The sequence below is a fragment of the Celeribacter sp. genome, assembly GCF_048261515.1.
Classification (GTDB): Bacteria; Pseudomonadota; Alphaproteobacteria; order Rhodobacterales; family Rhodobacteraceae; genus Celeribacter.
The window spans coordinates 77,238-99,569 of the sequence record NZ_JBLXFZ010000010.1 but is presented as its reverse complement, the minus strand read 5'-3'; the positions used below and the strand labels follow the sequence as shown (position 1 = coordinate 99,569).

Annotated in this window: 24 protein-coding genes; 14 read left to right on the top strand and 10 right to left on the bottom strand. The window is 57.1% G+C overall.

Translation table 11 applies throughout. The features are described from left to right. Window positions 1-149: 149 nt before the first annotated feature. The gene (locus tag ACN0SC_RS15630; RefSeq protein WP_417250622.1) at window positions 150-968 is read right to left on the bottom strand and encodes a DeoR/GlpR family DNA-binding transcription regulator; all 819 of its coding nucleotides are present in this window, start codon (window positions 966-968) and stop codon (window positions 150-152) included. Between the two features lie 211 nt (window positions 969-1,179). Here ACN0SC_RS15630 and hisN point away from each other — a divergent pair, with 211 nt between their 5' ends. From hisN to eutC, 10 genes are all read left to right on the top strand, one after another. Next, on the top strand, window positions 1,180-1,974 hold the full coding sequence (hisN, locus tag ACN0SC_RS15625) for a histidinol-phosphatase (protein ID WP_417250621.1): 795 nt from the start codon (window positions 1,180-1,182) through the stop codon (window positions 1,972-1,974). 63 nt (window positions 1,975-2,037) lie between these two features. Beyond that, window positions 2,038-3,612: an ABC transporter substrate-binding protein gene (locus tag ACN0SC_RS15620; RefSeq protein ID WP_417250620.1), complete on the top strand. Its 1,575-nt coding sequence runs from the start codon at window positions 2,038-2,040 to the stop codon at window positions 3,610-3,612. Window positions 3,613-3,680: 68 nt separating this feature from the next. After that, on the top strand, window positions 3,681-4,661 hold the full coding sequence (locus ACN0SC_RS15615; RefSeq protein WP_417250623.1) for an ABC transporter permease: 981 nt from the start codon (window positions 3,681-3,683) through the stop codon (window positions 4,659-4,661). Further along, window positions 4,661-5,572, top strand: coding sequence for an ABC transporter permease (locus ACN0SC_RS15610; RefSeq protein ID WP_417250619.1), 912 nt, complete (start codon window positions 4,661-4,663; stop codon window positions 5,570-5,572). The genes ACN0SC_RS15615 and ACN0SC_RS15610 overlap by 1 nt, the downstream gene beginning before the upstream one ends. A gap of 1 nt (window position 5,573) precedes the next feature. Continuing rightward, window positions 5,574-7,415 (top strand): ABC transporter ATP-binding protein, encoded by a 1,842-nt coding sequence (locus ACN0SC_RS15605; RefSeq protein ID WP_417250618.1) that lies wholly within the window; start codon window positions 5,574-5,576, stop codon window positions 7,413-7,415. Then, window positions 7,408-8,691, top strand: a complete 1,284-nt coding sequence (locus ACN0SC_RS15600) for a Zn-dependent hydrolase (protein WP_417250617.1) — start codon at window positions 7,408-7,410, stop codon at window positions 8,689-8,691. The genes ACN0SC_RS15605 and ACN0SC_RS15600 overlap by 8 nt, the downstream gene beginning before the upstream one ends. Beyond that, a complete protein-coding gene (locus tag ACN0SC_RS15595; RefSeq protein ID WP_417250616.1) occupies window positions 8,688-9,626 on the top strand; it encodes a phosphotransferase in 939 nt (312 codons plus the stop codon). Before ACN0SC_RS15600 ends, ACN0SC_RS15595 begins: the two co-directional genes overlap by 4 nt. A gap of 26 nt (window positions 9,627-9,652) precedes the next feature. After that, on the top strand, window positions 9,653-10,561 hold the full coding sequence (locus ACN0SC_RS15590) for a phosphotransferase (RefSeq protein WP_417250615.1): 909 nt from the start codon (window positions 9,653-9,655) through the stop codon (window positions 10,559-10,561). After that, window positions 10,561-11,937, top strand: a complete 1,377-nt coding sequence (locus ACN0SC_RS15585; RefSeq protein WP_417250614.1) for an ethanolamine ammonia-lyase subunit EutB — start codon at window positions 10,561-10,563, stop codon at window positions 11,935-11,937. Before ACN0SC_RS15590 ends, ACN0SC_RS15585 begins: the two co-directional genes overlap by 1 nt. Window positions 11,938-11,939: 2 nt before the next feature. Beyond that, a complete protein-coding gene (gene eutC / locus ACN0SC_RS15580) occupies window positions 11,940-12,692 on the top strand; it encodes an ethanolamine ammonia-lyase subunit EutC (protein WP_417250613.1) in 753 nt (250 codons plus the stop codon). A gap of 7 nt (window positions 12,693-12,699) precedes the next feature. On the opposite strand, the gene ACN0SC_RS15575 is transcribed toward eutC, so the two are convergent. The 5 genes from ACN0SC_RS15575 to ACN0SC_RS15555 all read right to left on the bottom strand — a co-directional run bounded on the left by ACN0SC_RS15575 (window position 12,700) and on the right by ACN0SC_RS15555 (window position 15,334). After that, a complete protein-coding gene (locus ACN0SC_RS15575; RefSeq protein WP_417250612.1) occupies window positions 12,700-12,873 on the bottom strand; it encodes a hypothetical protein in 174 nt (57 codons plus the stop codon). Window positions 12,874-13,000: 127 nt separating this feature from the next. Continuing rightward, entirely contained in the window at window positions 13,001-13,723 is a 723-nt protein-coding gene (locus tag ACN0SC_RS15570) for a hypothetical protein (RefSeq protein WP_417250611.1), read from the bottom strand. A 20-nt stretch (window positions 13,724-13,743) separates the two neighbouring features. Next, window positions 13,744-14,271: a hypothetical protein gene (locus tag ACN0SC_RS15565; RefSeq protein WP_417250610.1), complete on the bottom strand. Its 528-nt coding sequence runs from the start codon at window positions 14,269-14,271 to the stop codon at window positions 13,744-13,746. Between the two features lie 10 nt (window positions 14,272-14,281). Next, entirely contained in the window at window positions 14,282-14,623 is a 342-nt protein-coding gene (locus tag ACN0SC_RS15560) for a hypothetical protein (protein WP_417250609.1), read from the bottom strand. Window positions 14,624-14,707: 84 nt separating this feature from the next. Further along, window positions 14,708-15,334: a helix-turn-helix domain-containing protein gene (locus ACN0SC_RS15555; RefSeq protein WP_417250608.1), complete on the bottom strand. Its 627-nt coding sequence runs from the start codon at window positions 15,332-15,334 to the stop codon at window positions 14,708-14,710. Window positions 15,335-15,790: 456 nt separating this feature from the next. Here ACN0SC_RS15555 and ACN0SC_RS15550 point away from each other — a divergent pair, with 456 nt between their 5' ends. From ACN0SC_RS15550 to ACN0SC_RS15535, 4 genes are all read left to right on the top strand, one after another. Further along, window positions 15,791-16,837, top strand: a complete 1,047-nt coding sequence (locus ACN0SC_RS15550; protein WP_417250607.1) for a permease — start codon at window positions 15,791-15,793, stop codon at window positions 16,835-16,837. After that, window positions 16,824-17,168, top strand: a complete 345-nt coding sequence (locus ACN0SC_RS15545) for a hypothetical protein (RefSeq protein WP_417250606.1) — start codon at window positions 16,824-16,826, stop codon at window positions 17,166-17,168. The genes ACN0SC_RS15550 and ACN0SC_RS15545 overlap by 14 nt, the downstream gene beginning before the upstream one ends. Window positions 17,169-17,234: 66 nt before the next feature. Further along, window positions 17,235-17,639: an ArsR/SmtB family transcription factor gene (locus ACN0SC_RS15540; protein WP_417250605.1), complete on the top strand. Its 405-nt coding sequence runs from the start codon at window positions 17,235-17,237 to the stop codon at window positions 17,637-17,639. A 278-nt stretch (window positions 17,640-17,917) separates the two neighbouring features. Then, window positions 17,918-19,156: an APC family permease gene (locus ACN0SC_RS15535; protein WP_417250604.1), complete on the top strand. Its 1,239-nt coding sequence runs from the start codon at window positions 17,918-17,920 to the stop codon at window positions 19,154-19,156. Between the two features lie 159 nt (window positions 19,157-19,315). Here ACN0SC_RS15535 and ACN0SC_RS15530 read toward each other — a convergent pair whose 3' ends face one another. The 4 genes from ACN0SC_RS15530 to pcaD all read right to left on the bottom strand — a co-directional run bounded on the left by ACN0SC_RS15530 (window position 19,316) and on the right by pcaD (window position 22,323). Beyond that, window positions 19,316-19,507 carry a hypothetical protein gene (locus tag ACN0SC_RS15530; RefSeq protein ID WP_417250603.1) on the bottom strand — a complete coding sequence of 64 codons (192 nt, stop codon included), beginning with the start codon at window positions 19,505-19,507 and terminating at the stop codon, window positions 19,316-19,318. A gap of 83 nt (window positions 19,508-19,590) precedes the next feature. Further along, a complete protein-coding gene (locus tag ACN0SC_RS15525; RefSeq protein ID WP_417250602.1) occupies window positions 19,591-20,826 on the bottom strand; it encodes an MFS transporter in 1,236 nt (411 codons plus the stop codon). Beyond that, a complete protein-coding gene (locus ACN0SC_RS15520) occupies window positions 20,823-21,545 on the bottom strand; it encodes an alpha/beta fold hydrolase (protein WP_417250601.1) in 723 nt (240 codons plus the stop codon). Before ACN0SC_RS15520 ends, ACN0SC_RS15525 begins: the two co-directional genes overlap by 4 nt. Continuing rightward, window positions 21,538-22,323, bottom strand: a complete 786-nt coding sequence (pcaD, locus tag ACN0SC_RS15515; RefSeq protein ID WP_417250600.1) for a 3-oxoadipate enol-lactonase — start codon at window positions 22,321-22,323, stop codon at window positions 21,538-21,540. Before pcaD ends, ACN0SC_RS15520 begins: the two co-directional genes overlap by 8 nt. Window positions 22,324-22,332 lie beyond the last annotated feature (9 nt).

The window sequence follows — 22,332 nt, the reverse complement described above, 5'->3', positions numbered from 1 at the left end:
GAACACAACCCGATCAGCAGGAGCAAAGAGTAGCTTAATTTACGCCAGATCCTGTCCAACAAATGGGGAGTAGCTCATTCCGCTGTGTGCGCAGTTAGGGTCGCCGCGGCGTAACTTGGGCAGCGCCGTGCGGGATTTGGGCGCCGCGATCAGTTCAGCTCGACGGCAAAGTGAACCTTCCCGCGAGGCAAGGTAAAGGTCGACGGGGTTTGAGTGTCTGTGACAAGGTGATCCACTTCTTCAGGTCGGCAGATCGTCACGCGGCTCTCTTGAGAAATCTTGTCGGAATGACACAGTAAAATACAGGTTTTGGAGCAGGTGACCATTTTGCGCGCGACTTCGGCTTCATGAAGTTCGAAGTCAGACGCTCCGCGCGTGGCGTGGAAGGCGACAGGGGACAGGACGGCGATATCTGCAAGAAAGCGATCTATCTCCGAGAGGGTCAGTTCACCGTAGGTGGCTGGAACATCTGTATGAGGCGTGCCGCCAAGCAAAAGCGTATCAATGTGGTCGGGCGGGGCTGTGAGTTGGGCAATTTCGATAGAGTTCGTCAAAATTCTCAATGGGATATTGGCGAGTACCAGCTCTTGTGCAAAGGCTAATGTCGTCGTCCCCGCATCGATAAAGAGTGTGGAGTCTGGCTCGATCAATTGCATTGCGGCGCGACCAATGGCGCGTTTTGCGTTGGTCGAGGCCACCAACCGATCCGAGAAGCGCGGTTCGGGTGGGATATTGCGACCCGCTGGCACCGCGCCGCCATGAACACGTTTCAGGCTGCCGTTGTTTTCAAGTTCAAGAAGGTCGCGACGGATGGTTTCTCGAGAGACATTGAAAAGGTCCGCGATCTGAACGGTCAGAACTTTGCCCTCTGTCAGAAGCTTCTCCAGAATTTTCGATTGTCTCTCATGTGACCACATAGATGTCCCTTCCGTTAAAGGTTGGATATCAGCTCGAAAGCGAATTTCCACACGAATCTGGAGGTGGTGTGTATTTCGTTGCGTTTTCGTCCATAAATTAATCTAAATACATAAAAAGCCTCAATAATTAGGAGATATTTGCAGAGAAGCTATGCGTATGTGTGGTTTTTCTGTGAATTGTGTGGTTGTCGGCGAGGCCTCAGATCAGGTTCAGGTTAAGCACTACGAACAGTGCAGGACAAAGACTTGAAGAGGTGCCGTGATGATCAATCTTGCTGATGCATTGGCGTTTGCCAACCGTTCCGCAGATGAAGCGGGAGGAATTGCGCGAGATTATTTTCGCAATACGCTCGATGTTGAACACAAGGATGACGACAGCCCTGTGACGGTTGCCGACCGCGCGATCGAAGAGCAACTTCGCTTGCGGATCAAGGGCGCCTATCCGGATCATGGCATCTTCGGCGAAGAGCACGGCGTTGAAAATCTCGACAGGTCCTATGTCTGGGTTATTGATCCGATTGATGGCACGAAGAGCTTCGTAACTGGGCATCCGCTGTTCGGTGGTCTGACTGCACTGCTGCAAGACGGCACGCCGCAACTTGGCCAGATAGACATGCCAATGCTCGGTGAGCGGTGGTGCGGCGTTGCAGGGGCGCCAACGACGATGAACGGCACGCCTGTTCAAACAAGCGACTGTCGTGATCTCGCCTCGGCCTATGCCTATACAACCGACCCGCTTTTGTTTGCGGGTCACAAGCAACCCGTTTTCGACGCGCTCAGGAACAGTGTGCGATTGCTGCGTTTCGGTGGTGATTGCTACACCTACGCGCTTTTGGCCTCAGGGTATTGTGATCTGGTGCTGGAGACGGGCCTTGAGCCCTATGACTACCTTCCTGTTGTCCAAGTAATCCAGGGCGCTGGTGGCGTCATTACGGATTGGCACGGACAGCCTCTTGGCATCGCGTCGTCAGGCGATGTTCTGGCGGCAGCAACTCCCGAATTACACGCAGAAATGCTCGCAAAACTAAACGAATTGCGTGTGACCGAAGCGGCGTAAAGACCGCAATTCCCCCCAACAGAAAAGAATGGCCCCGACGGGTTACAATAGGAGAGTGATACAATGGATAGACGCAAGTTCCTGCAGTACGGGATGATGGCCGGCGCCTCTACGGCGGCTATGCACCTCAATCCCGACTTTTTCTTTACCTCGGCACATGCTCAAGAAATGCGCCCTTTGACCTTCTTGTCCGCTGAAAACATCACGGGCAACTGGGATCCGATGGCGCATACCACGCTGTCTCAATTCAACATCGAAGGCTTCATCATGGGCTTTCTCACGCGTTCGCCAATGACGCCAGAAAATCCTGACGAAGTGATTTACGAGCTGGCGACCGAAATCAACGTGCTGGACGCGTCACATTTGGAAATCAAACTGCGCGAAGGTGTGGTCTTCCACGATGGCGAACCGTTCTCGGCCAAGGATGTGAAAGCCACCTTTGAATACGGCGCACAACCTGAACGGTCACGACAGGTTTACCCTGGCTTTGCGGATACATTCGAGGTTACAACCCCTGACGATTACACCGTGATCGTGGACACGACCAAAGGCGGCTACGGCGCTGCGATGTTTGTGTTCCTTGCGTCTTATCTCCCGATCATGTCGGCAAAAGACATCGCGGGTGGACCCAACGGTCCATTGTCGCAGCGTTTGAACGGCACCGGTCCTTTCAAGTTCTTGGAGCAATCTGGCAATGACACAGTCATGGTCGCGAACGAGACCTATTTCCGCGGCGCGCCGAAAATTCCGGGTGTGACATTCTCGTTTGTGGGTGATGGCACAACACGCATGTTGTCGCTGATGAATGGCCAGGCGGATGTGATCGAACGTCTCGAGCCTGAGCAGGTTGAAACGCTCGAGAAGGAAGACGGTATCGTTCTGAACCGTGCGGTTTCGGTGGAGAACAAATACCTGTGGTTCCGCTGTTCCAAGCCTCCATTCGACAACCCGCTTCTGCGCAAGGCCGTCTGTCATGCGATTGATCGCGACATCATTCTTGAGGTCATGGGGTCCGCTGGCGAAGCGTCTTCCAGCTTTGTTTCGCCGATCAAATTCGGCTACTCGGACCTTGAAAACTACCCCGAATACGATCCCGAAGAATGTCAACGACTGCTGGCTGAGGCGGGATATCCTGGTGGCGAGGGCCTGCCGGAAATCGAATATATCACATCGACCGGTTTCTATCCGAAAACCAAAGAATACGGTGAAGTTATCACCGCACTTTTGCAAGAGCAGGGCTTTCCTGTGACGCTGAACGTGATGGAAGTGGCGGCGTGGAACGAACGTTTGTACGACCGTCCCGGTGGCGGCCCCGGCCATATGATCGATTGCGGTTGGACCAGCGCGTCGCCAGAGCCTGATTTGGTGTTGCGCACACACTTCCACTCGTCGTCCAAACGGATTTGCGGGATCGAAGATCCGGAAATCGATGCGGCTCTGGATGCCGAGCGTGATGCGCCCTCTCTCGAAGCACGCCGTGACAGCCTGCAGAACAACCTGATGCCGCTTCTGGCTGAAAAAGTTCCTGCCTACAGCCTGTTCACATCGGTTTTGATGCACGGAATGCGCTCTGATGTGAAAGACCTGTTCATCTTCCCCGACGGCATGATGGACGCGTCCAAAACCACCATGTCCTGATCCGATACGCCAGAGCCTCGGCGGCATTGCCGAGGCTCTGGATTTTCCAATTCCTACGGGAGAGAGCCATGTTCATAGCCAGATTTCTTCTCCGACGATTGTTGCAAGGGACGCTGATTGTCTTCCTCGTTTCGGCAATCATTTTCACGTTGCTACGGGTCGTTCCCGGTGATCCGGTTCGCTTGATGGCTGGGGGGATGGCTCCCGAAGCACTGATCGAGCAAATCGCCGAAGACATGGGCCTTCGTGATCCGATCTATCAGCAATTCGGCCGCTATGTCGGTGGAATTGTGCAAGGAGATCTGGGTCAAAGCTTTGTGCGTCCAGCCAATGGTGCCTCGGTTGGTGGGGCCAGTTTCGACGACAATACGCGCAGCGAACGAGCACAGGTGTGGGATCTGATCGCCGAAACGGCGCCAATGACGTTGCAACTGGCAACCTTGGCTATGATATTCGCGTTGATCATCGCGGTCCCTATCGGGGTTTGGGGAGGGCTCAAGCCCGGAAAATTCCCCGACCGCTTTGCACTTTATCTCTCTTCGGTCTTTGTCAGTTTGCCCAACTTCTGGCTGGGCATTGTTCTGGCGCTCCTTGTGTCGGTGAAACTGAACCTTCTTCCTGCCATTGGCTATGATGGCTTCGCCTATACAATTCTGCCGGCCTTGGTTCTGGCTGTGGAAATCGCGCCATTTATCATCCGCACACTCACAGGATCAGTGGCCAATGTGATGTCGCAAAACTTCATCGATATGGCCGTGGTCCGTGGATTGACGCGCAGCCAGATCATTTTTCGCCATGCGTTGAAAAATTCAGCAGTGCCGCTTTTGAATCTCCTTGGCGTTCAGTTTTCCATGCTTTTGGGCGGGGTTCTCGTGATCGAATTCATTTTCGACTATCCGGGGCTGGGCTTGCTGACCATTAACGCGGTCATGCAACGTGATTTCCCGCTCATTCAAGGCATCGCAATCGTAACGGCAGCTGCTTTTGTTGTGATTAACATCGTCGTCGACCTCTGTGCGACGGCCATCGATCCGAGGCTTGAATACTAATGAGTACTGTAGAAAACATCCCCGACATCGCCTCGCCACGCAAAGAGCGTAAAATCGGCGCAAGGATATGGTCGGAGGCATTTGCCTCCGGAGAATTCAAAGCAGGACTGATCGTCTTTGTCGTTCTGTTTCTGGCCGCAATCTTTTACCCGATGTTCTCGGGCATTGATCCCGCAAAAATGAACATTTCTGCCAAATTGACTGCTCCGCTGTTTCTGGGCGAGGGGTGGTCATGGGCGCATCCGCTTGGCACCGATCAACTGGGGCGCGATATGCTGTCGCGATCATTGGTCGGGCTGCGCTATTCGCTTTTGATTGGCCTGTCGACAACCGTTTTGATGTTGGCCGTTGGCGCGATGGTCGGTTTGTTCGCGGGTTATTTCGGACGCAGCACGGACACGGTTCTGATGCGTTTGACAGATGCGCAATTGTCGATCCCGATGATCATTCTGGCCATCACAATTCTGGGCGTGTCGCGTCCGACAATTCCTTCGATCATCATCGTCTTGGGCCTGTCAGGGTGGCCCGTCTATGCCCGCGTCATGCGGTCAACCGTGATGTCCGAGCGCAAGAAGGAATTTGTGCGCGGCGCGATGGTTTTGGGTGCGACTGACTGGCGGATCATGTTCACCCTGATTTTGCCGCTGGTATTGCCTCCCATTGCCTTTGTCGCGGTGCTCGATATCGCGCGGATGATGATCTTCGAGGCTGTCCTCGGCTTCCTCGGGCTCGGGGTGCAGCCCCCGACGCCGACCTTCGGAAACATCATCGCGGACGGGCGGAAGTATCTGATGAATGCTTGGTGGATTGCCACAATGCCGGGTGTGTTTCTAGTGCTGACGCTGACCTCCATCAACCTGATGGGCGCGTCTTTGGAACGTGCGCGCAACAAAATTTACGGAGGCATGTGATATGGCTTTTGATACCCCAACCTCGGCGGATGCTCTTTTGTCTGTGCGTGACCTTACCGTCACTGTCGAGACCGAGGGCGCATCCCGCACCGTGCTCGACCAGATCAGTTTCGATCTCAAACCGCGGCAAATTCTTTCGGTGATTGGCGAAAGTGGATCGGGCAAGACAGTGCTTGCACGCGCGCTGGCCAGTTGGTTATCCGCTCCGCTCAAGATCACCTCGGGTGAAATACTTTTCAACGGGCGCGATCTGATTACCGATACTGCCTATGCCAAGGGCTTGGCTGGAAGTGATATAGCCTATGTCGGAGGTAACCCCGCGGGTGCACTTGATCCTACGATGACCGTGGGGGCGCAATTGGTCGAGAAACTGCAGGCCGTGCGACCTAATATCTCCAAGCAAGACGCGAAGGAGAAGGCCATTCGTTTGCTTGAGGCGGTTAAGATTCCCTCGGCCGAGCGGCGCTTCAACGAATACCCGTTTCAATATTCGGGCGGGATGATGCAGCGGGCAATGATTGTCGATGCGCTGATTTCCGATCCGGTGTTGTTGATCGCCGACAATATTACACAGCCGCTTGATGTGACCGTCGCCGCGCAGATTTTGAAGTTGATGCGAGAATTGAACGAGGATTTCTCCACGGCGATCCTGTTCATTTGCTCGTCGCTCCCCGTTGCCTGTGACGCTGCCGATGAGGTCATGGTGCTGCATCAGGGGCGCGTGGTTGAACGCCAGACGCCACAACAGTTGGTCGCGTCACCCGAGCACGCTTACACGCGCAGCTTGATCGCGGAATTGCCGACGCTGTGGGCTGATGGGCGAAACGGGCGGGATGCACGGCAAAAGCGCGATCAGCGGGCAATCATGTCCGTGCGCGGCGTCGCCAAACACTACGAGACCAAGGGCAAAAGCGGCAAAGCCTTGGTGAAAGCGGTGCGCAACGTCGAATTCGATGTCTATCCTGGGGATAACTTCGGAATCGTCGGTGAGTCCGGCTGTGGCAAGTCGTCGTTGATGCGCCTTTTAACGGGGCTGGAATCGCCCGATGCGGGATCGGTTTTCTTTGATGGAGAGAATGTCGGGGAGGCGTCACCGAAACGTCTGCGTGAATTGCGCCGCAGTTTCCAACTTGTGTTGCAAGACCCCTATGGCTCTTTGCCGCCACAGTCCTCGATTGGCGACATCGTGGAAGAACCCCTGAAAATCCACGGCCTTGGAAATCGTGAGGAGCGCCGTGAACGGGCGCGAGCCGCGTTGGTCGAAGTGGGCCTGCCCGAAGATCTATACGACAGCCTTCCAACGGGTCTTTCTGCGGGGCAGCGGCAGCGGTTAAACGTGGCACGGGCCTTGGTTCTTGAGCCGCGCCTGTTGATCATGGACGAAACCCTGTCTGCTTTGGACCAGACCGAACAGGGCAAACTTCTCGACCTGTTCAAGCGTCTGCAAGCGGAGCATGGGTTCACCTATATTTTCATCTCGCATGATTTGACGATGGTGCGACAGGTATGTTCCCGCATCGCGGTGATGTATCTGGGCGAAACTGTGGAAGTTGCGCCAAACGAGCGTTTGTTCTTTGATCCGGGCCACCCCTATAGCCGTGCGCTTTTGTCTGCGGCGCCGACCTTGGAAGAGCGTCGATACACGCCCGAGGATTGTCTACTTGAAGGAGAGCCTCCTTCACCAATTGATCTGCCTGAGGGCTGTGCCTTCGCGGGGCGGTGCCCTCATGCGTTTGATCGATGCAGGGCTGAAAATCCCACTTTGAGGAGCCGTGGGGATCAGGCTCTTGCCGCGTGTTTCCTGAATTCAGATACGATAGGAAAGGTGGTCGAAAATGGGTGACGTTTCACAATTTTCGGGCATTGATGCCACGATCCTGCATAGTCTGATGGATCAGGTCTCGGCCTTCGGTGATACTGGCGATGGCGGTGTTGACCGTCCGGTGCTCACCAATGAGCACAAGGCTGCGCGTGACTGGTTTTGTGAAGAGTTGCGAAAGCGCGGCTATGAGGTGCTCGTCGATGATATCGGCAACCTGTTCGGGCGGATTGATCTTGCGGGGCCAGACGCGCCGCTGGTCATGATCGGATCGCATTTGGACAGCCAGCCCAAAGGAGGCCGGTTTGATGGCGCTTATGGTGTTGTTGCTGGACTTGCCGCTGTGGAGACATGGCGGGCGCAGGCCAAAGCGGAAGGTGTCACTCCAACCTGCAACTACGTGATCGCCGACTGGATGAATGAAGAAGGCGCACGGTTTCAGCCGTCATTGCTCGGCTCGTCTGTTTATGCGGGCACGCTGACGCGGGACTTTGCGCTTCAGCGTCGGGATCGCGATGGCAAGACGGTGGAGAGCGAGTTGATCCGCACGGGCTACATGGGCACGGACACTGCGCCAAAGCCCGATTGCTATCTTGAGGTGCATATCGAGGGCGACAGCAAGATGGAAACAGCGGGCGCACGCATCGCTCCATTTGTGCGCCATTGGGGCGCGCTAAAAATCCGCATCGAGGTCACGGGAAAGCAGAACCACACAGGTCCGACCCCGATGGAAGAACGCCGTGATGCCGTTTTGGGCGCGGCCTATATCATCGTCAAGGTCAGAGAGATCGCGGATGCCGCCAGCGACACGCTCTACACCTCCGTAGCGCGGGTGGATATTTCGCCCAATTCTCCCAACATCGTCCCAGGCTCGGCCGTTTTGTTTGCGGAGCTGCGTGCGCCTGAGCCGGATATGTTGGCATGGGCCGAAGATGAGTTGCGCGACGCATTGCCCGAATTGGCGCGGAAGGCGGCGGTTGAGGCGGAGATTATCGCCATAGATCGCCGTCCTGCCGGTAAATTCGATCCGCGATTGATCGCATTGTCACAGGCTGCTGCCGATCATTTTGGCTATGCGAAAATGCAACTGGATACGATCGCAGGGCATGATGCGGTGGCCGTGAACGCGGTGTTGCCCGCCATCGTGATTGCTGTGCCTTCGGTGAACGGGGTCATTCACCGCCACGATGAATACACCTCCCCTGAAGATCTCACAGCAGGGGGCGATGTTCTTTTTGAAATGATCCGCCGCATTGATTTGGAGGGCGGGTCGCTTGATGCGGCTGCAGGTGCGATATGACCGATTTGGTAACAGATGAAATGATGGAACAGACGGTGACGGCCGCTGGGTTTGCAATGGAAGACACGGTCGCAGGGCCTGCGGCCTTGGCGTCGCCGAGCTACATGGCGCTCGAAAGCCGTTCCGTGATGACGCCGACTGCGTTTATCAAACGGATACATCCTGAAATGGCGGGAGACATCCACGTGGCCAGCGCCATTCAGGCGGCGACGCAAGCGAGTGAAGTCGGGGCGGGGCCGAAAGTGCTGTGGAGCGACGCGACGACTGGCGCCGTTGCTTTGGAACGGTTGGGAGAGGGCTGGAAAACCGCCCGTCAGAGTGACTTGCAATCCGAGGCTGTGATGGCGGCGGCTATTGGCGCGATGAAGGTCTTTCATGGAGCCGCCCCGTTGCCTGTGCGCTACGATGCCTTCGCGAGGATTGATAGCCTGATCACGGCTCATGAGACCTACGGCGTCGCCTTGCCTGATGATATCACGTGGCTGCGCCGTGTGGTCGGGCTGGCGCAGGATGCATTGTCCCAAGGTTTTGAGGCGGTTCCATGCCGAAATGACGGGTCGGCATCCAATCTGATGATCGGGCCCGACGGGCAAGTGGCTCTGGTGGATTTCGATCATGCGGGGATGAACGACCCGATGTATGATTTGGGATGTCTGCTGGCGGAGCTGACCGATTTCGAGCGTGATATGCGGGCAGCATTCGTTGCCTACACGGGAGCTTTTGATGCGGCTCTGTTTGCTCGTGCTCGGCTTTGGTCACATGTCGATGATATGGTTCACGCATTGTGGGCGCGGCTGATGTCACATCGCTCGGAGCGCAAAGGGGTGGAGTGGATCAAATACAGCGAATGGCGGCTTCTACGCCTGCGCTTGTCGCTCACCCATCCTCAGTATGAAGACAAAATCCGCATCATAGTGGAGGCCGCAGCCCAATGAAAACTCTCGGTAATGCAACCAATTCGATGGAAGAAACGATCGAGACCGTCCTACGTGATGCGCCGCTTTTCAAGGGCGGAGAGGGCATGGTCTATGGTCCCGTATCCGGAGGGATTTCCAATGAAAACTGGCGGGTGAAAGAGACGCAAGGCACTGGGGACTGGTTTGTGAAGGTTCCTGGAAACGGGACTGAAATGTTCATTGATAGGGTCACGGCGCTGGACGCATCACAAAAGGCGGCGGCGGCGGGATTAGGACCGCGCGTCTATGATGATCTCGGAGACCGTGGCATTGAAATTAACGACTTTTTGCCCGACAGACGTCCGTCAACCAACAGCGATTTTGCTGATATTGATCTGTGTAAAGCGGCAATTGGAGCCTATCGGACGATGCACGGCCTGCCTGCGCTAGGTTTGACGAAAACCGTGTTCGACATGATCGACGAGCACTTGCAGCAAGTGAAAGAATTGCATGCGCCCATGTATAAGGATGCCGCGTGGATTCTATTGAATGCCGATCTTGCACGTGAGGCGATACATGCCTCGGGTCTGGATTTGGTGACCTCTTTCAATGATCCAATGCCCGGAAATTTCATGATTGATGATGCGGGCACTGTGATGTTGATCGACTATGAATACGCGTCGATGAATGACCGGTGCTATGATCTGGGTATCTGGTTTGGTGAGATGTTCTTCTCGCGTGAGCGGGAACTGGAACTGATCGAAGAATACTTTGGCGAAGTGCGCGATGATATCGTGTCGCGCGTGACTGTTCACAAAGCTTTGGCGGATGTGAAGTGGTGCCTGTGGTCGATGGTGCAACTCAAGATGTCGCGCCTGGACTTTGATTTCCATAAATACGGAATGTGGAAAAAAATGCGTGCGCGGTCAATTATGGAGCACCCTGACTGGGCGACCCATCTCCGGAGATTGTGATGACATCCTATCGTGCAACAGCACAGGGGGAGCGGTACGTTTTTCGGTCGCTTGCGCATGTTCTGGCTGTGGCCACACCCGAGAAGTCAGGCGATCAGCTGGCGGGAGTTGCCGCCAACAGTGCGGTCGAGCGGGTTGCCGCGCGGCGTGTCTTGATGGACTTGCCGCTCAAAACCTTTTTAAACGAAGCTGTAATTCCCTACGAATTGGATGATGTCACACGATTGATTGTCGACAGCCATGACAATGCGGCCTTTGCCCCGTTTTCGTCGATGACGGTGGGGGAACTGCGGGATTGGTTGCTGTCCGATGCCGCGACAACGCAAAGTATTGCGGCGGCCAGCGCCGGCTTTACTCCCGAAATGATCGCGGCCGTGAGCAAGCTGATGCGCAATCAGGATCTCATCAGAGTGGCCCGCAAGGTTGAAGTTGTTACCGCCTTTCGAAGCACCGTGGGGAAAAATGGAACACTGACCACACGATTGCAGCCCAACCACCCTGCCGACGATCTCAAAGGCATTGCCGTCGGCGTTTTGGACGGATTGCTTTTCGGGGCGGGAGATGCGGTCATTGGCATTAATCCGGCGTCGGATAATCTGGGCAACTGCGCCGATCTCTTGAAGATGTTGGATGACATCCGCGCAGGGCTCGAAATCCCGACCCAGACCTGTGTGCTCACACATGTCACCAATGCTCTTGACCTGCTTGAAAGCGGTGCGCCTGTGGATTTGATCTTTCAATCCATTGCGGGCACTCAAGGTGCGAACGAAGGCTTTGGTGTCACGCTACAGGTTTTGCAAGAGGCCTATGAAGCGGGGCTTGCGGCGGCGCGTGGCACCGTCGGGAAAAACGTTATGTATTTCGAGACAGGGCAGGGGGCGGCCCTCTCCGCGGATGCCCATCACGGTGTCGATCAACAGACCCTTGAGGCCCGCGCATATGCGGTGGCACGCGCCTTTGATCCGATGATTGTGAATACGGTGGTCGGCTTCATCGGGCCTGAATACCTCTATGATAGCAAGCAGATCATTCGAGCTGGTCTGGAAGATCACTTCTGCGGCAAGCTGATGGGTCTGCCGATGGGGGTGGACGTATGCTACACGAACCATGCGCATGCAGATCAGGATGACATGGACACATTGGCAACCTTGCTGGTCAATGCCGGTGTGAACTTTCTGATATCTGTGCCCGGAGGTGATGACACGATGCTTGGATATCAAAGCCTCGCCTTTGAAGATATCGCATATCTGCGCGACATTTCGGGCAAAAGCCCCGCGCCGGAGTTTGACGCATGGTTACGTCAAACTGGTTTGAGTAGCACGCAAGCATTTCTACCATCCGCTCAATCGGACCTCTTGTTGAAAATGGGGCTGTAGTCATGAACAAGGCATTGGAACGCCGTTTGGATGCACTCATGGCGATGACACCGTCGCGGGTGCGGCTGGATGGCAAAGCGGATGCGCTTCCGTTGAAAAACTTGCTGTCCTTTCAAGAGGACCACGCGGCCGCCCGCGATGCAATTTATACACCTTTGGATAGCGCCGCTTTGCAGAGGGCGCTGCAAGATGCGTTCGGCGTTGAGGCGCAGTGCCTCTCCAGTCGCGCGATAGATCGCGCACAGTATCTCAAGCGGCCTGATCTGGGGCGTATGCTCGCGCCAGAGGCGTCGTTGGAGCACAACGCAACGCCGCTCGCTATTGTTGTAGCAGACGGGTTATCTCCCTTGGCCGCAATGACGCATTCAGTGCCGTTGCTCGCCGCGCTACGGGCGTGTCTCCCCTTAGCGCAAGACGCCCCTGTATTTGTGGTTGAGCAGGGGCGGGTTGCGATTGGCGATGCCATCGGTCAGACAATAGGTGCTCAAATGGTGTTGGTTCTCATCGGGGAACGACCCGGATTGACTGTGTCTGACAGCTTGGGGGCCTATCTTACATGGGCGCCCAAGATTGGCACGCGCGATAGTGCGCGAAATTGTGTGTCCAATATTCATGCCAATGGTGGGTTGTCCTATGCCGCCGCCGCCGCGCGCATTCATTGGTTGGTTGATGCGGCCTTAACGATGAAATTAACGGGTGTGGATTTGAAAGATAATAGCCCGATGGCTACGAATACACTCGTTGCGCGTGACTGAACGAAATTCAGCGATACCGCCCGTGGCATCCCCACTTTAGCGTGACGTTCATCACATTCACGCCCAGCGTCAGCCCTGCGCCGCTTGCCGATATGCGCCAGTTGTCCGACAGGAAGCTGCCCATATCTTCGAGGGTCTGACTTGTGCCGCCCTCCAGCCCGTCCTGACAGACCGACAGCACAACGGTTTCTTGCGCCAGCGCGGGGTAGCGAATGCAAGGAGGCTCGCGGCCATCAGGCAGGCTGGGTAATGTTTCAAAAAAAGTCCCTTATTGGGGCGTGCGATTGAAGCTGTTTCAACCCCTGCAACTACGGCGTTTCAGAAAATATCGCGAGGTCTAGCCCCTCCGCAATCAGGCCATTGTCGATGGCGCAGCGGATCATTTGCTCGAAGTAGCGCGCAGGGCTTTCAGTGCCCGTGCCCGTCACACCCACGAGATAGGGACCAAGCAATGTGCTATGCCCACCGTAAGGCAGGATCGGGTAGCCATAGGGGCCGTCAGTCAACAAAGCGGCACGCATATTGGGGTCCGAAAACCCAATTCCAAATGTGACAGCCGCGGCAGGGTCTGCGTTGATCGTAATTGTCACACTTTGCTCGCTCGCGTAGACGTCGTCACCCTGACCGTCATCCGACGCACCAAAAGTGACATAGCTGACCTCGACAAAAGTGTCGGTAATGTTGGGTGTTTGGACCGCGAGCGTCTCGCTGCGTAGACCCCACCCATCCATGGGCGGCGGCACAAGGCTCAACATATCTGTGCAAGTTCCATAGGGCCAATTGACCTGCTGCACGATTGGGTCGCTGCGCACAAAGGCCTCGAACGCGCCCTCATGCTGGCTAAACCGCGTCGTCTGCTCTGCCGCGGCGGCTTTGCTGCGCGCCGTGGCTTCCGCGATGCCCGCCATCAAACCGTGCACGACATAGGCCTCAGAGAAAACGGGACGTGTGGGTGCATCTTGGGCTGCAACGCTAGGTGCGCCGAGGATCAACCCGCATAGGGCCGCAATCGCAGTGGATGATTTTGACACTCTCAAATCTCTTTTCTGGGTCATTGCGACATGAACGCCGTAAACGCGTCATATAAGCCGCTATCCTTCATCGCCTGTGCATTCAAAGCGCCAAGGCCGCATGACATGGATGCCTCTAAATAGAGATCGCTAGGCTGGAGCATATCAATGAATGGCTCGTGCTCCGCCAACGTAAGTATACTGAAGTCGGGGTGCGCGTATATGTATTCGATAGACGCCTGCAGTCCGGAAAACATAGCATTTGCCTCACCGAGCGCGTCTTGTTCTTTGAGGCGGTCATAGAGGCACCCGTAGGTCTCAACGTAGTCATCGGTCCACGTAAACGGCGGCACGATCTCGGCAAGGGACGGGTCAACGCGCGCATAAAGTTGCATGCTTGGCTCCCACCCAATGCTGAGAGCTTCTTCGTGCTTGTCGATGAATTCCGCCTTGCTGACCTGCGTGAAATCGATGGCCACAAGCTCCGCCAGTTCTGACGTCACATCGGATTGCGCAAAGCTGGTGGCGGGCAAAAGGAGCGAGAGGGCTACGGCATAACGAATTGGCATAAAATATCTTTCAAATGTATGGATTAAGGGCAAAGGACCGCGAATGGATCATCTCCACGCTGATTGCATCGTCCTCAACGGGCACTTCGAAATCGACGATCATGCGCTGAACGCCGATCTGGCACCACGTCTTGGACGCTGTGCGAATGCTGCCCGCGACAATGTCGTTGATGATTGCGGTTTCTATGGGGGAGGTCACGCGCACGACATCAGCGTCGGGAAGGTCGAGATATGCGGTGGCGCCGAGCGGCGTGAACCCGTCCAACGGATCGCCCATAAATGGCGCACAAGACTGTGCAACGACAGGTGCGGCTACGCCAAGTGCCATGAGAATGGCAGCGACTTTCAGCATGTAATTGCCCCCTCTTGCTTCGGCTGCGGCAAGCGTAGCGGCATGTGCATTCTGTTTATTGAACAAATCGGACAGGGGTTCGTTTCAGGCTTTCGCAACAAGACTGCGCAGCACGCCATCGCTATCAAATTCGACCTTCGCAGGGGTGGTTCGCATATACTGTTTGAACATGCGTGTCAGGTGCGACTGGTCCGAAAATCCTGCGGCATAGGCCACATCGCTAATGGGCATGTCGGGGGTTTCTGTGCGCAGTTTGAGCGCCGTTAGAATGCGTTGACATACGGCAAAGGTCTTTGGAGGTATTCCGACTACCCGCAAAAATTGACGGTGAAACTGCCGATCACCCATCCCCAGATCCTGCGCCAAATCCGCGATGCGGATCACACCGTTGCGAGTTTCAATCTGGTGGAGAGCCTCGGTGATTTGAGGCGGCGCTTTTATGGAAGCGTTTTGCGAGAGCCGGTCAAGAATGGCTACAAATGCCTCAACGGTTGGCTGCTCTGCTATCTCCGTGTCCAGCATGATGGCTTTGTTCTGTAATGCGCCGATGTCTTGATCGAGAATGGGGAACGCCGCGCAGCCATGCAATTCCGCCAGATAATGAACTGCGGGGCCGGTCAGCGTGTACTCGGCGTCAAATGTCGTCAATTGCCCCGAAAAATGCACTGTACCTAAGGCATAGTTGAAGGTTTGATCCCCCACCGTCGCCACACCCGCCCCCTGCGCCAGCCACCCGATATAGGTAAACCCCGTCGGGCGCGCAGGAACTGTTTCGGAAAGGTTTCCCTGTATCCGTGCGCACAGAATGCGTCGGACGAAGGGTTGCAGATGCTCAGACACCGCGATGTCTTCATAATGTGGAATGCGCGCGTCCCTTCGAGCGGAGTATAGAAAACAAACGATTAAAATAGGCAAACCTCAGACATGATACCGCTTGCGCAGAGGTACACAATGGCGCCGTATCTCCCTCCTTTGGACGACTTGCGGATGAACGTCCTCTTTCTCGCCTTCGAAAGGATGCTGGTATAGCCAGCGCTGGCCTGGCGGCTTCCGTTTGAACCTTCGATAGCACCCGAAAAATCCTTCTTGCGTAAATCGTGAATTTCTATCATACGCATATTTGCGCGAATATGCGTATGAATGGCTTAGCGGAGAATGATTGGAACAATGGAAGAAAATGCTTGGAGAATTGCACTCGACGAATTCCTGCATGTCGGCGGCGCACTTGTCGTCATTATCGCTTTGGTGTCCGTGGTAACGGGGATCATCCGCGAATATGTCCCGCAGGAAAAACTTCAGAAGAATCTGGCAAAGCATGAGAAGCGTGGCCCCGTCATGGGCGCTTTGCTAGGCACTTTGACACCGTTTTGCAGCGCGTCGATGGTGCCCGTGGTGATGGGCATGGCGGAGATGGGGGCCTCGATGGGCACGATCTTCGGTTTTCTGATCTCCGCGCCCCTGTGCAACTTCGTCGTGGTCGGGCTTATTCTGGCGACCTTTGGCCTCAATGTGACGCTTATCTATATCGCGATCACGCTGGGCGGGGCGGTTCTTTCCGGTTATCTCATCGGTCTGACGCCGCTAAAACACGCAGTCCGGCGCGACATGGCAGCCCCTGCGAGTGCTTGTAGTGCCGCGTCCGCCCCGTCCTGCGGCGCAACCCCTACGCCCACATGCGGCGGCACTGCTGCAATTGCCACGGCAAGCTGCTCTGCGGCACCGGCCTCTGCCTGCGACGATACGGGCGTGCCCATCGTCTTTTCGACTGATGCGGCGAATTCAACCCATGCGAAACTGCCCCATGCGCAGCGCATCCGTGCCTCCATGCCCTTCGCCCTTGCCCTGTTCAAACGGATCATCCCCTATGTGTTGATCGGTGCCGTGATCAGCGCCCTGTCCGCCGCCTTCCTCCCCGCCGAAATCGTCGAGAAATACGTCGGCAGCGACAGTTGGTATGCGATCCCGATTGCAGCGGGGATCGGTGTGCCGCTCTACCTTCGCATTGAAATGGCATTGCCCCTGCTTCAGGTGTTGATCGCCAAGGGTATGGGAATGGGCGCGGCGATGGCGCTTTTGATCGGCGGCACGGGGGCCAGCCTGCCCGAGATTGCAATCATCTCGTCGGTGCTCAAACCCAAGGCCGTGGTTGCCTTTGTCGTCACCGTGCTGACACTGGCCATGATCGGCGGAGGGCTGTTCGTTGTCATCGCCTGACGGGATCACGCCGCGCAACAAGAGAGAGGTGCGGACCACAGCGGCCCGCGCCCTCCTCTCTCTTTGCCCCTACACACATATCTGGCGGGCGGCCAAACGCGCGGTGCTGGAGCGCAAACTGCCCGACTCCGCAAGGCCGGGCGCCACTATTGCACTTTTGGGACTGTTCTGCCCGTTCTTCTGGGTTGCCTTGTTCTCAGGTGCCAGCAAAGGCGAACTGATATTCCACGCCTGCCATTCTGGTCTGGTCTTCCTGATCGGGGTCATCATGATGGTCGTCGGTCTCGCTAAAGAAAGCGACCAACCCGTGCGCCGTGATCCATCGGATTAGACTTGCAGATTGTCGTTTCGCTGGAGCGCGGGTAGCTTTCGACGACACAGCCCAAGAGGAGGGGAGATGATGGATGATCGCTACGTCGAGGCATTGAAGGCAATTGCCGAACCCCACCGATTGCGTCTGTTCTGGCTCTTGTTGCAAATCAACGAACGTATCTGTGTCGCCGAGGCAATGGATGTGCTCGGCGAGACGCACTACAATGTTTCTCGGAATTTGAAGATTTTGCTAAAGGCGGGTTTGGTGCGGGCCGAGAAGGACGGAAAGTGGGTCTTCTACACGTTGGAGAAAAAGGATGATCCGTTTTTCCAAAGCGTCGCAACCGCTGTCCGAACGATCCCCGAGAGCCAATTCAAAGATGAAATTAAAAGATGCCGCTTGCGACTGAGCCTTCGCGAAGACGGACGATGCGTCGTGGGCGCCAGCAGCCCGGAATGGAAAGAAATCACCCGCTCCAAAACCGTTTGAACAGCGGCACGTGATGTCAGCTGAACTGCCTTGGCTGATCATTGCTACCCGCGTTTCTTGCCTCGCCGCGTTGGCATCTAGGTGCGCGGGTTATGTGTAGGCAGCTCAAACGACACCTCTGCGCGACAATTTGGCCTTCGTCGCGCGCGCATGAGTACCTGTTCTCTTGCGGCAACCAAAGCTAAACCCTTCACACATGCAGTGCTTTCGCCCATTTTGAGGCGAGCGCGATGCTTGGCACCCGTTTCCAGAGGGAACGCCTAAAGGGATTTATTGCAATGACAGTGCCCGACGCCCAGAAGAACGACGCGAACCAGACGCAGAAACTGCGGCGTGCCCTGAACACGCCCTTGCTCACGCTCTACGGGCTTGGTGTGACAGTGGGTGCAGGCATCTATGTGCTGGTGGGGACAACAGCGGCCGAGGCTGGAGCCCATGCGCCAGTCGCTTTTGTAATTGCCGCCATTGTTGTCGCCTTCACCGCGTTTTCCTACGCTGAACTCTCAACCCGCTATCCCGTCAGCGCTGGTGAAGCCGCTTATGTTGAGGCTGGGTTTCGCTCGGGATCAATGGCAACCTTCGTGGGACTGGCGGTCGCGCTGTCGGGTATGGTCTCGGCGGCTGCTGTTGCCATCGGAGCTGCATCATATCTACAAGGATTGATTGCCGCGCCTCACTGGGCGCTGACTATCGCGGTCGTGGTGCTGATGAGTGTCATCGCCCTGTGGGGCATCACTCAGTCGGTCATTGTGGCTGCGATCATCACCCTTATCGAAATCAGCGGGCTGATCTTTGTGGCTGTTTGGGGCTTTGGCATGTCCGAGCCACTTGGCGTCGATTTGGTTGAGATGCTGCCGCCTCTCGTCGGACCGCATTGGATCGGGATCGGCGCGGCCTCGCTACTGGCATTCTTTGCTTTTGTCGGATTCGAGGACATGGCGAACGTTGCAGAAGAGGTTAAAGACCCCGTGTCGACCATGCCCAAGGCCATTGTTCTGACACTGGTCATAGCGACATTGCTCTACCTCGCGACGACAACCGCAGTGCTTGTAGCCGTGCCGCTCGACAAATTGGCCGCATCCACGGCCCCGCTCTCACTGGTCTTTGAAATGGCCCCTAAGAGCATACAACAGAGCTTTTCCGTCATCGCTATCGTAGCCACCGTAAACGGTGTCTTGATCCAGATGATCATGGCATCGAGAGTGCTTTACGGCTTAGCAGATCGCGGACATCTGTTTCCTGCCTTGGCCATCGTGAGCAAGAGAACACAAACGCCAGCCATCGCAACGCTTTTGGTGATGTGCATCATAGTGCTGCTGACCTTGGCATTGCCGATCGAAAAGCTGGCCGAGCACACCTCACAGATCGTTCTCTTGATATTCATCTTGGTGAACGCCGCACTCATTCGTCTGAAATGGCAAGGCGGTGATGGTGCCGACCATTTCAGAGTTCCAATAGTAGTCCCCGTCTTGGGTGTGCTGACCAGCGTGCTTCTGTTTGCAACGTCATGGCTCTAGAGGCGTGACGTGGCCGTCAAAAACAGAGTGATTGGCCAAGGTCTGTTCCAAACCTCTGAAGGGGTACCAATACGGCAAAGTGCCAAACACCCCAGTCCCGTCCGATATGTCGGGCGGGGCAGGGGCGTGGGCGAGTGGTTGCCCGCGAGAGCGCTTGGTTCAGGCCTCGATGCCGCGTTCGATGCGCGTGAAGGCGCGAGCGCGCGAATCTTGCGGAGTTCCGCGTGGCGCCTTTTGCAGCGCGAGGGTTGCGCGGGACGGCTTGCGTTGGCGCTCGATGGCAGCAAAGCGGGCCAGCCGCGGTGAGCTACGTTTCGCCATTGTAGCGGTGTCTGTGATGTGGCGTGTCATTGGACATCTCCTTTCACTGTGCCGCCAGTATAACACAATGCGCGCGAATTTCATTTACGCTCGATCAAATTTCATTGAGCGGGTCAGTCGAGTGCCGCACCAACGCCTGCACGCCACCGCCACAACACCAGCGCGCAGATCGCCAAGAGGGCGGCAGCAAGCAGGAACGGCGCGCCAGGAAGGTGGAGCGGCGCGGCCTCGTGCGTGAAGGCGGCGAAGGTCTGGGTCATCAGAAGCGGCGACACGATCATGGCAAGTGCTGCGAGCGCGCCAAGGACGCCTTGCAACTCGCCTTGCTGGTCGTCAGGCACGGCGCGTGAGGTGATGCTCTGGATCGCGACCATGGCGATGGAGGTGAAGCCTGCCATCACGGTGAGCACCCACATGAGCCAGATCGTATCCGTCAGGCCGATGACTGCCAGCACGGCGATGTCGAGGAGGAGCGTGGCCATGGCGGTGCGATAAGAGCCGATGCGCGCCACGATAGGACCGATCAAAAACGCTTGTGACACGCCCATCGAGAGACCGAAGGCAAAGAGTGTCAGCCCCACCATCTGCGCGTCAAAGCCGAACTGTGCCTGCCCGAAGAAGGCCCAGACCGCCGGGTAGACAAAATAGGCCACCTGCGCCACGGCGAAGAGGAGAAGGAGCGGCCCGACCCCCTTGAGCGCCCCCAATGCGCGGAACGCTCCGAAGGGATTGGCGCGTGACAGTTTGAAGGGGCGGCGTTTGTCGGGTTCGAGGCTTTCAGGCATGACGATCAGGCCGAAGAGCGCATTGGCAAGCGCGAGGGCTGCGGCAGCGTAGAAGGGCGCGCGGGTGTCGATCCCTGATAGCAACCCGCCCACCATCGGCCCAAGCGCGAACCCCACACCCATTGCCGCGCCCAACCGTCCGAAATTCTGGTCGCGTTTGGCGGGCGGCGAGACGTCGGCCACATAGGCGGCGGCGGTCGAATAGGTCGCGGCGGTCATCCCTGCGAGGAGCCGACCCACCAGCAGGAACCAGATCGTCGGCGCCACCGCCATCACCAGATAGTCGATGCCCAGAACCACGAGCGCCGAGATCAGCACGGGTCTGCGTCCGAAACGGTCCGACAGGTTTCCGACAATCGGGCCGAAGAAGAACTGCATCACCGCGTAGCCTGTCGCCAACACCCCGCCCCAGATCGCGGCATCGGCAAGGGCGCGTCCTGTGACTTCGCGGATCAGGTCGGGCATGACGGGGAAGATAAGCCCCACCCCCATGCCGTCGATCAGGATCGTTGCGATGATGAACCCCATTGCGAGGCGGGAGGGTGAGCCTGTGGCGTCGCTCATGTCGCACCTGCAATCAGGAGATCGGCCAGCCGTTCGGGCATGGAGAAGAATGGCGAGTGCGAGGAGGGGAGATGGCGGACGCTTCCCGCGGGCCAGTCATGGGTCATGGCGGCTTGATACTCGGGTGGAATGACACGGTCCTCGTCGCAGATGACATAGCTGCGCGGCACTGAGGCATAGCTGGGGCCAAGCGGCAGAGGTTGCTCCTGCGGCGCGATGGCCTGCGGCGTCAGGCGTGGCAGGGCGAAATCGAGCACATGCGGGCAATCGCCATAGAGTGCATCCTCGACCTTGTCAGGCAGGAAGGTGAAGGCCAGCCCGTCGTCGGTTTTCTTGATCGCGTCGAGGATCAACTGCCGCTTGGCCCGCCGCCGCATGTCGGCGAGGCTCAATCCATCGCGCGGCACATAGGCACAGACATAGGCAAGATGCGTGACCTTTTCGGGGGCAGTATCTGCAACGGCCGAAATCGGATAGCCGCCCGCGGAGTGCCCCACGAGCACCACGGGTGCGCCGCCGTGCGCGTCGATATCAGCCAGAATGGCGTTGCGGTAATGGGCCAACGTCACCTCGGCGTAGGGCGTTGAGTCGTCGCCGTGGGAGGGTAGATCGAGCGCGCGGGCCTCCACCCCTCGTGCGCGCATCGCGGGCAACACACCGCGCCAGCACCAAGCCCCGTGGCACGATCCGTGGACGAAGAGGAAGACTGGGTCAGACATGGCCGATGTCTTTGAGGAATGTGGTCAGCACCTCAGCATATTCTTCTGGTGCATCGACACAGGGTAGATGGCCCGACCGCTTCATCAGATGCACGCGCGATCCAGGAATGAGACCAACTGTTTCGCGCACCAAGTCGGACGGGGTTGAGCCGTCGAAGCTGCCTGCGATCCCGAGGCAGGCGAGGCGCAGTCCTGAGGTCGGCGTGTAGAAATCCGTGCCAGAAATCGCGGCGGCGCAACCTGCGTAGCCTTCGGCATCCGTGCCCGCCACGACGCGCCCCCAATGGGCCGCTGTCTCGGTGCCGCAAAACGAGGGATGGAACCAGCGTTCCAGCGTTGCCTCCACAAGACTGCTCACGCCTTTCTCGCGGACCTGTGCTATGCGGTCGTCCCACTGGCTGCCGATGCCGATGCGGGCGGCGGTGTTGGACAGGACGAGCGCGCGGATCTGGTCGAGGCGTTTGATGGCAAGCCCCTGCGCGATCATGCCGCCGATGGAGATACCCACGAACACCGCATCGCGCACGTCGAAATGGTCGAGCAGCGCCTCCGCATCGCCCACGAGCTGCCCCATCGAATAGGGCGCGGGCGGGACAGCGCTTTCCCCGTGACCGCGCAGGTCATAGCGGATCACACGCAAACCGCTTGGCAGTCGCGCCACGACCTCATCCCAAAGGGTCAGGTTGGTCCCGAGCGCATGGGCAAAGACGACGGCGGGCGCATTGCGTGGCCCGTCGTCGCGAAAATGTATAAGATGTCCGTTGGCCTCGACACGCATCGTGCCCGT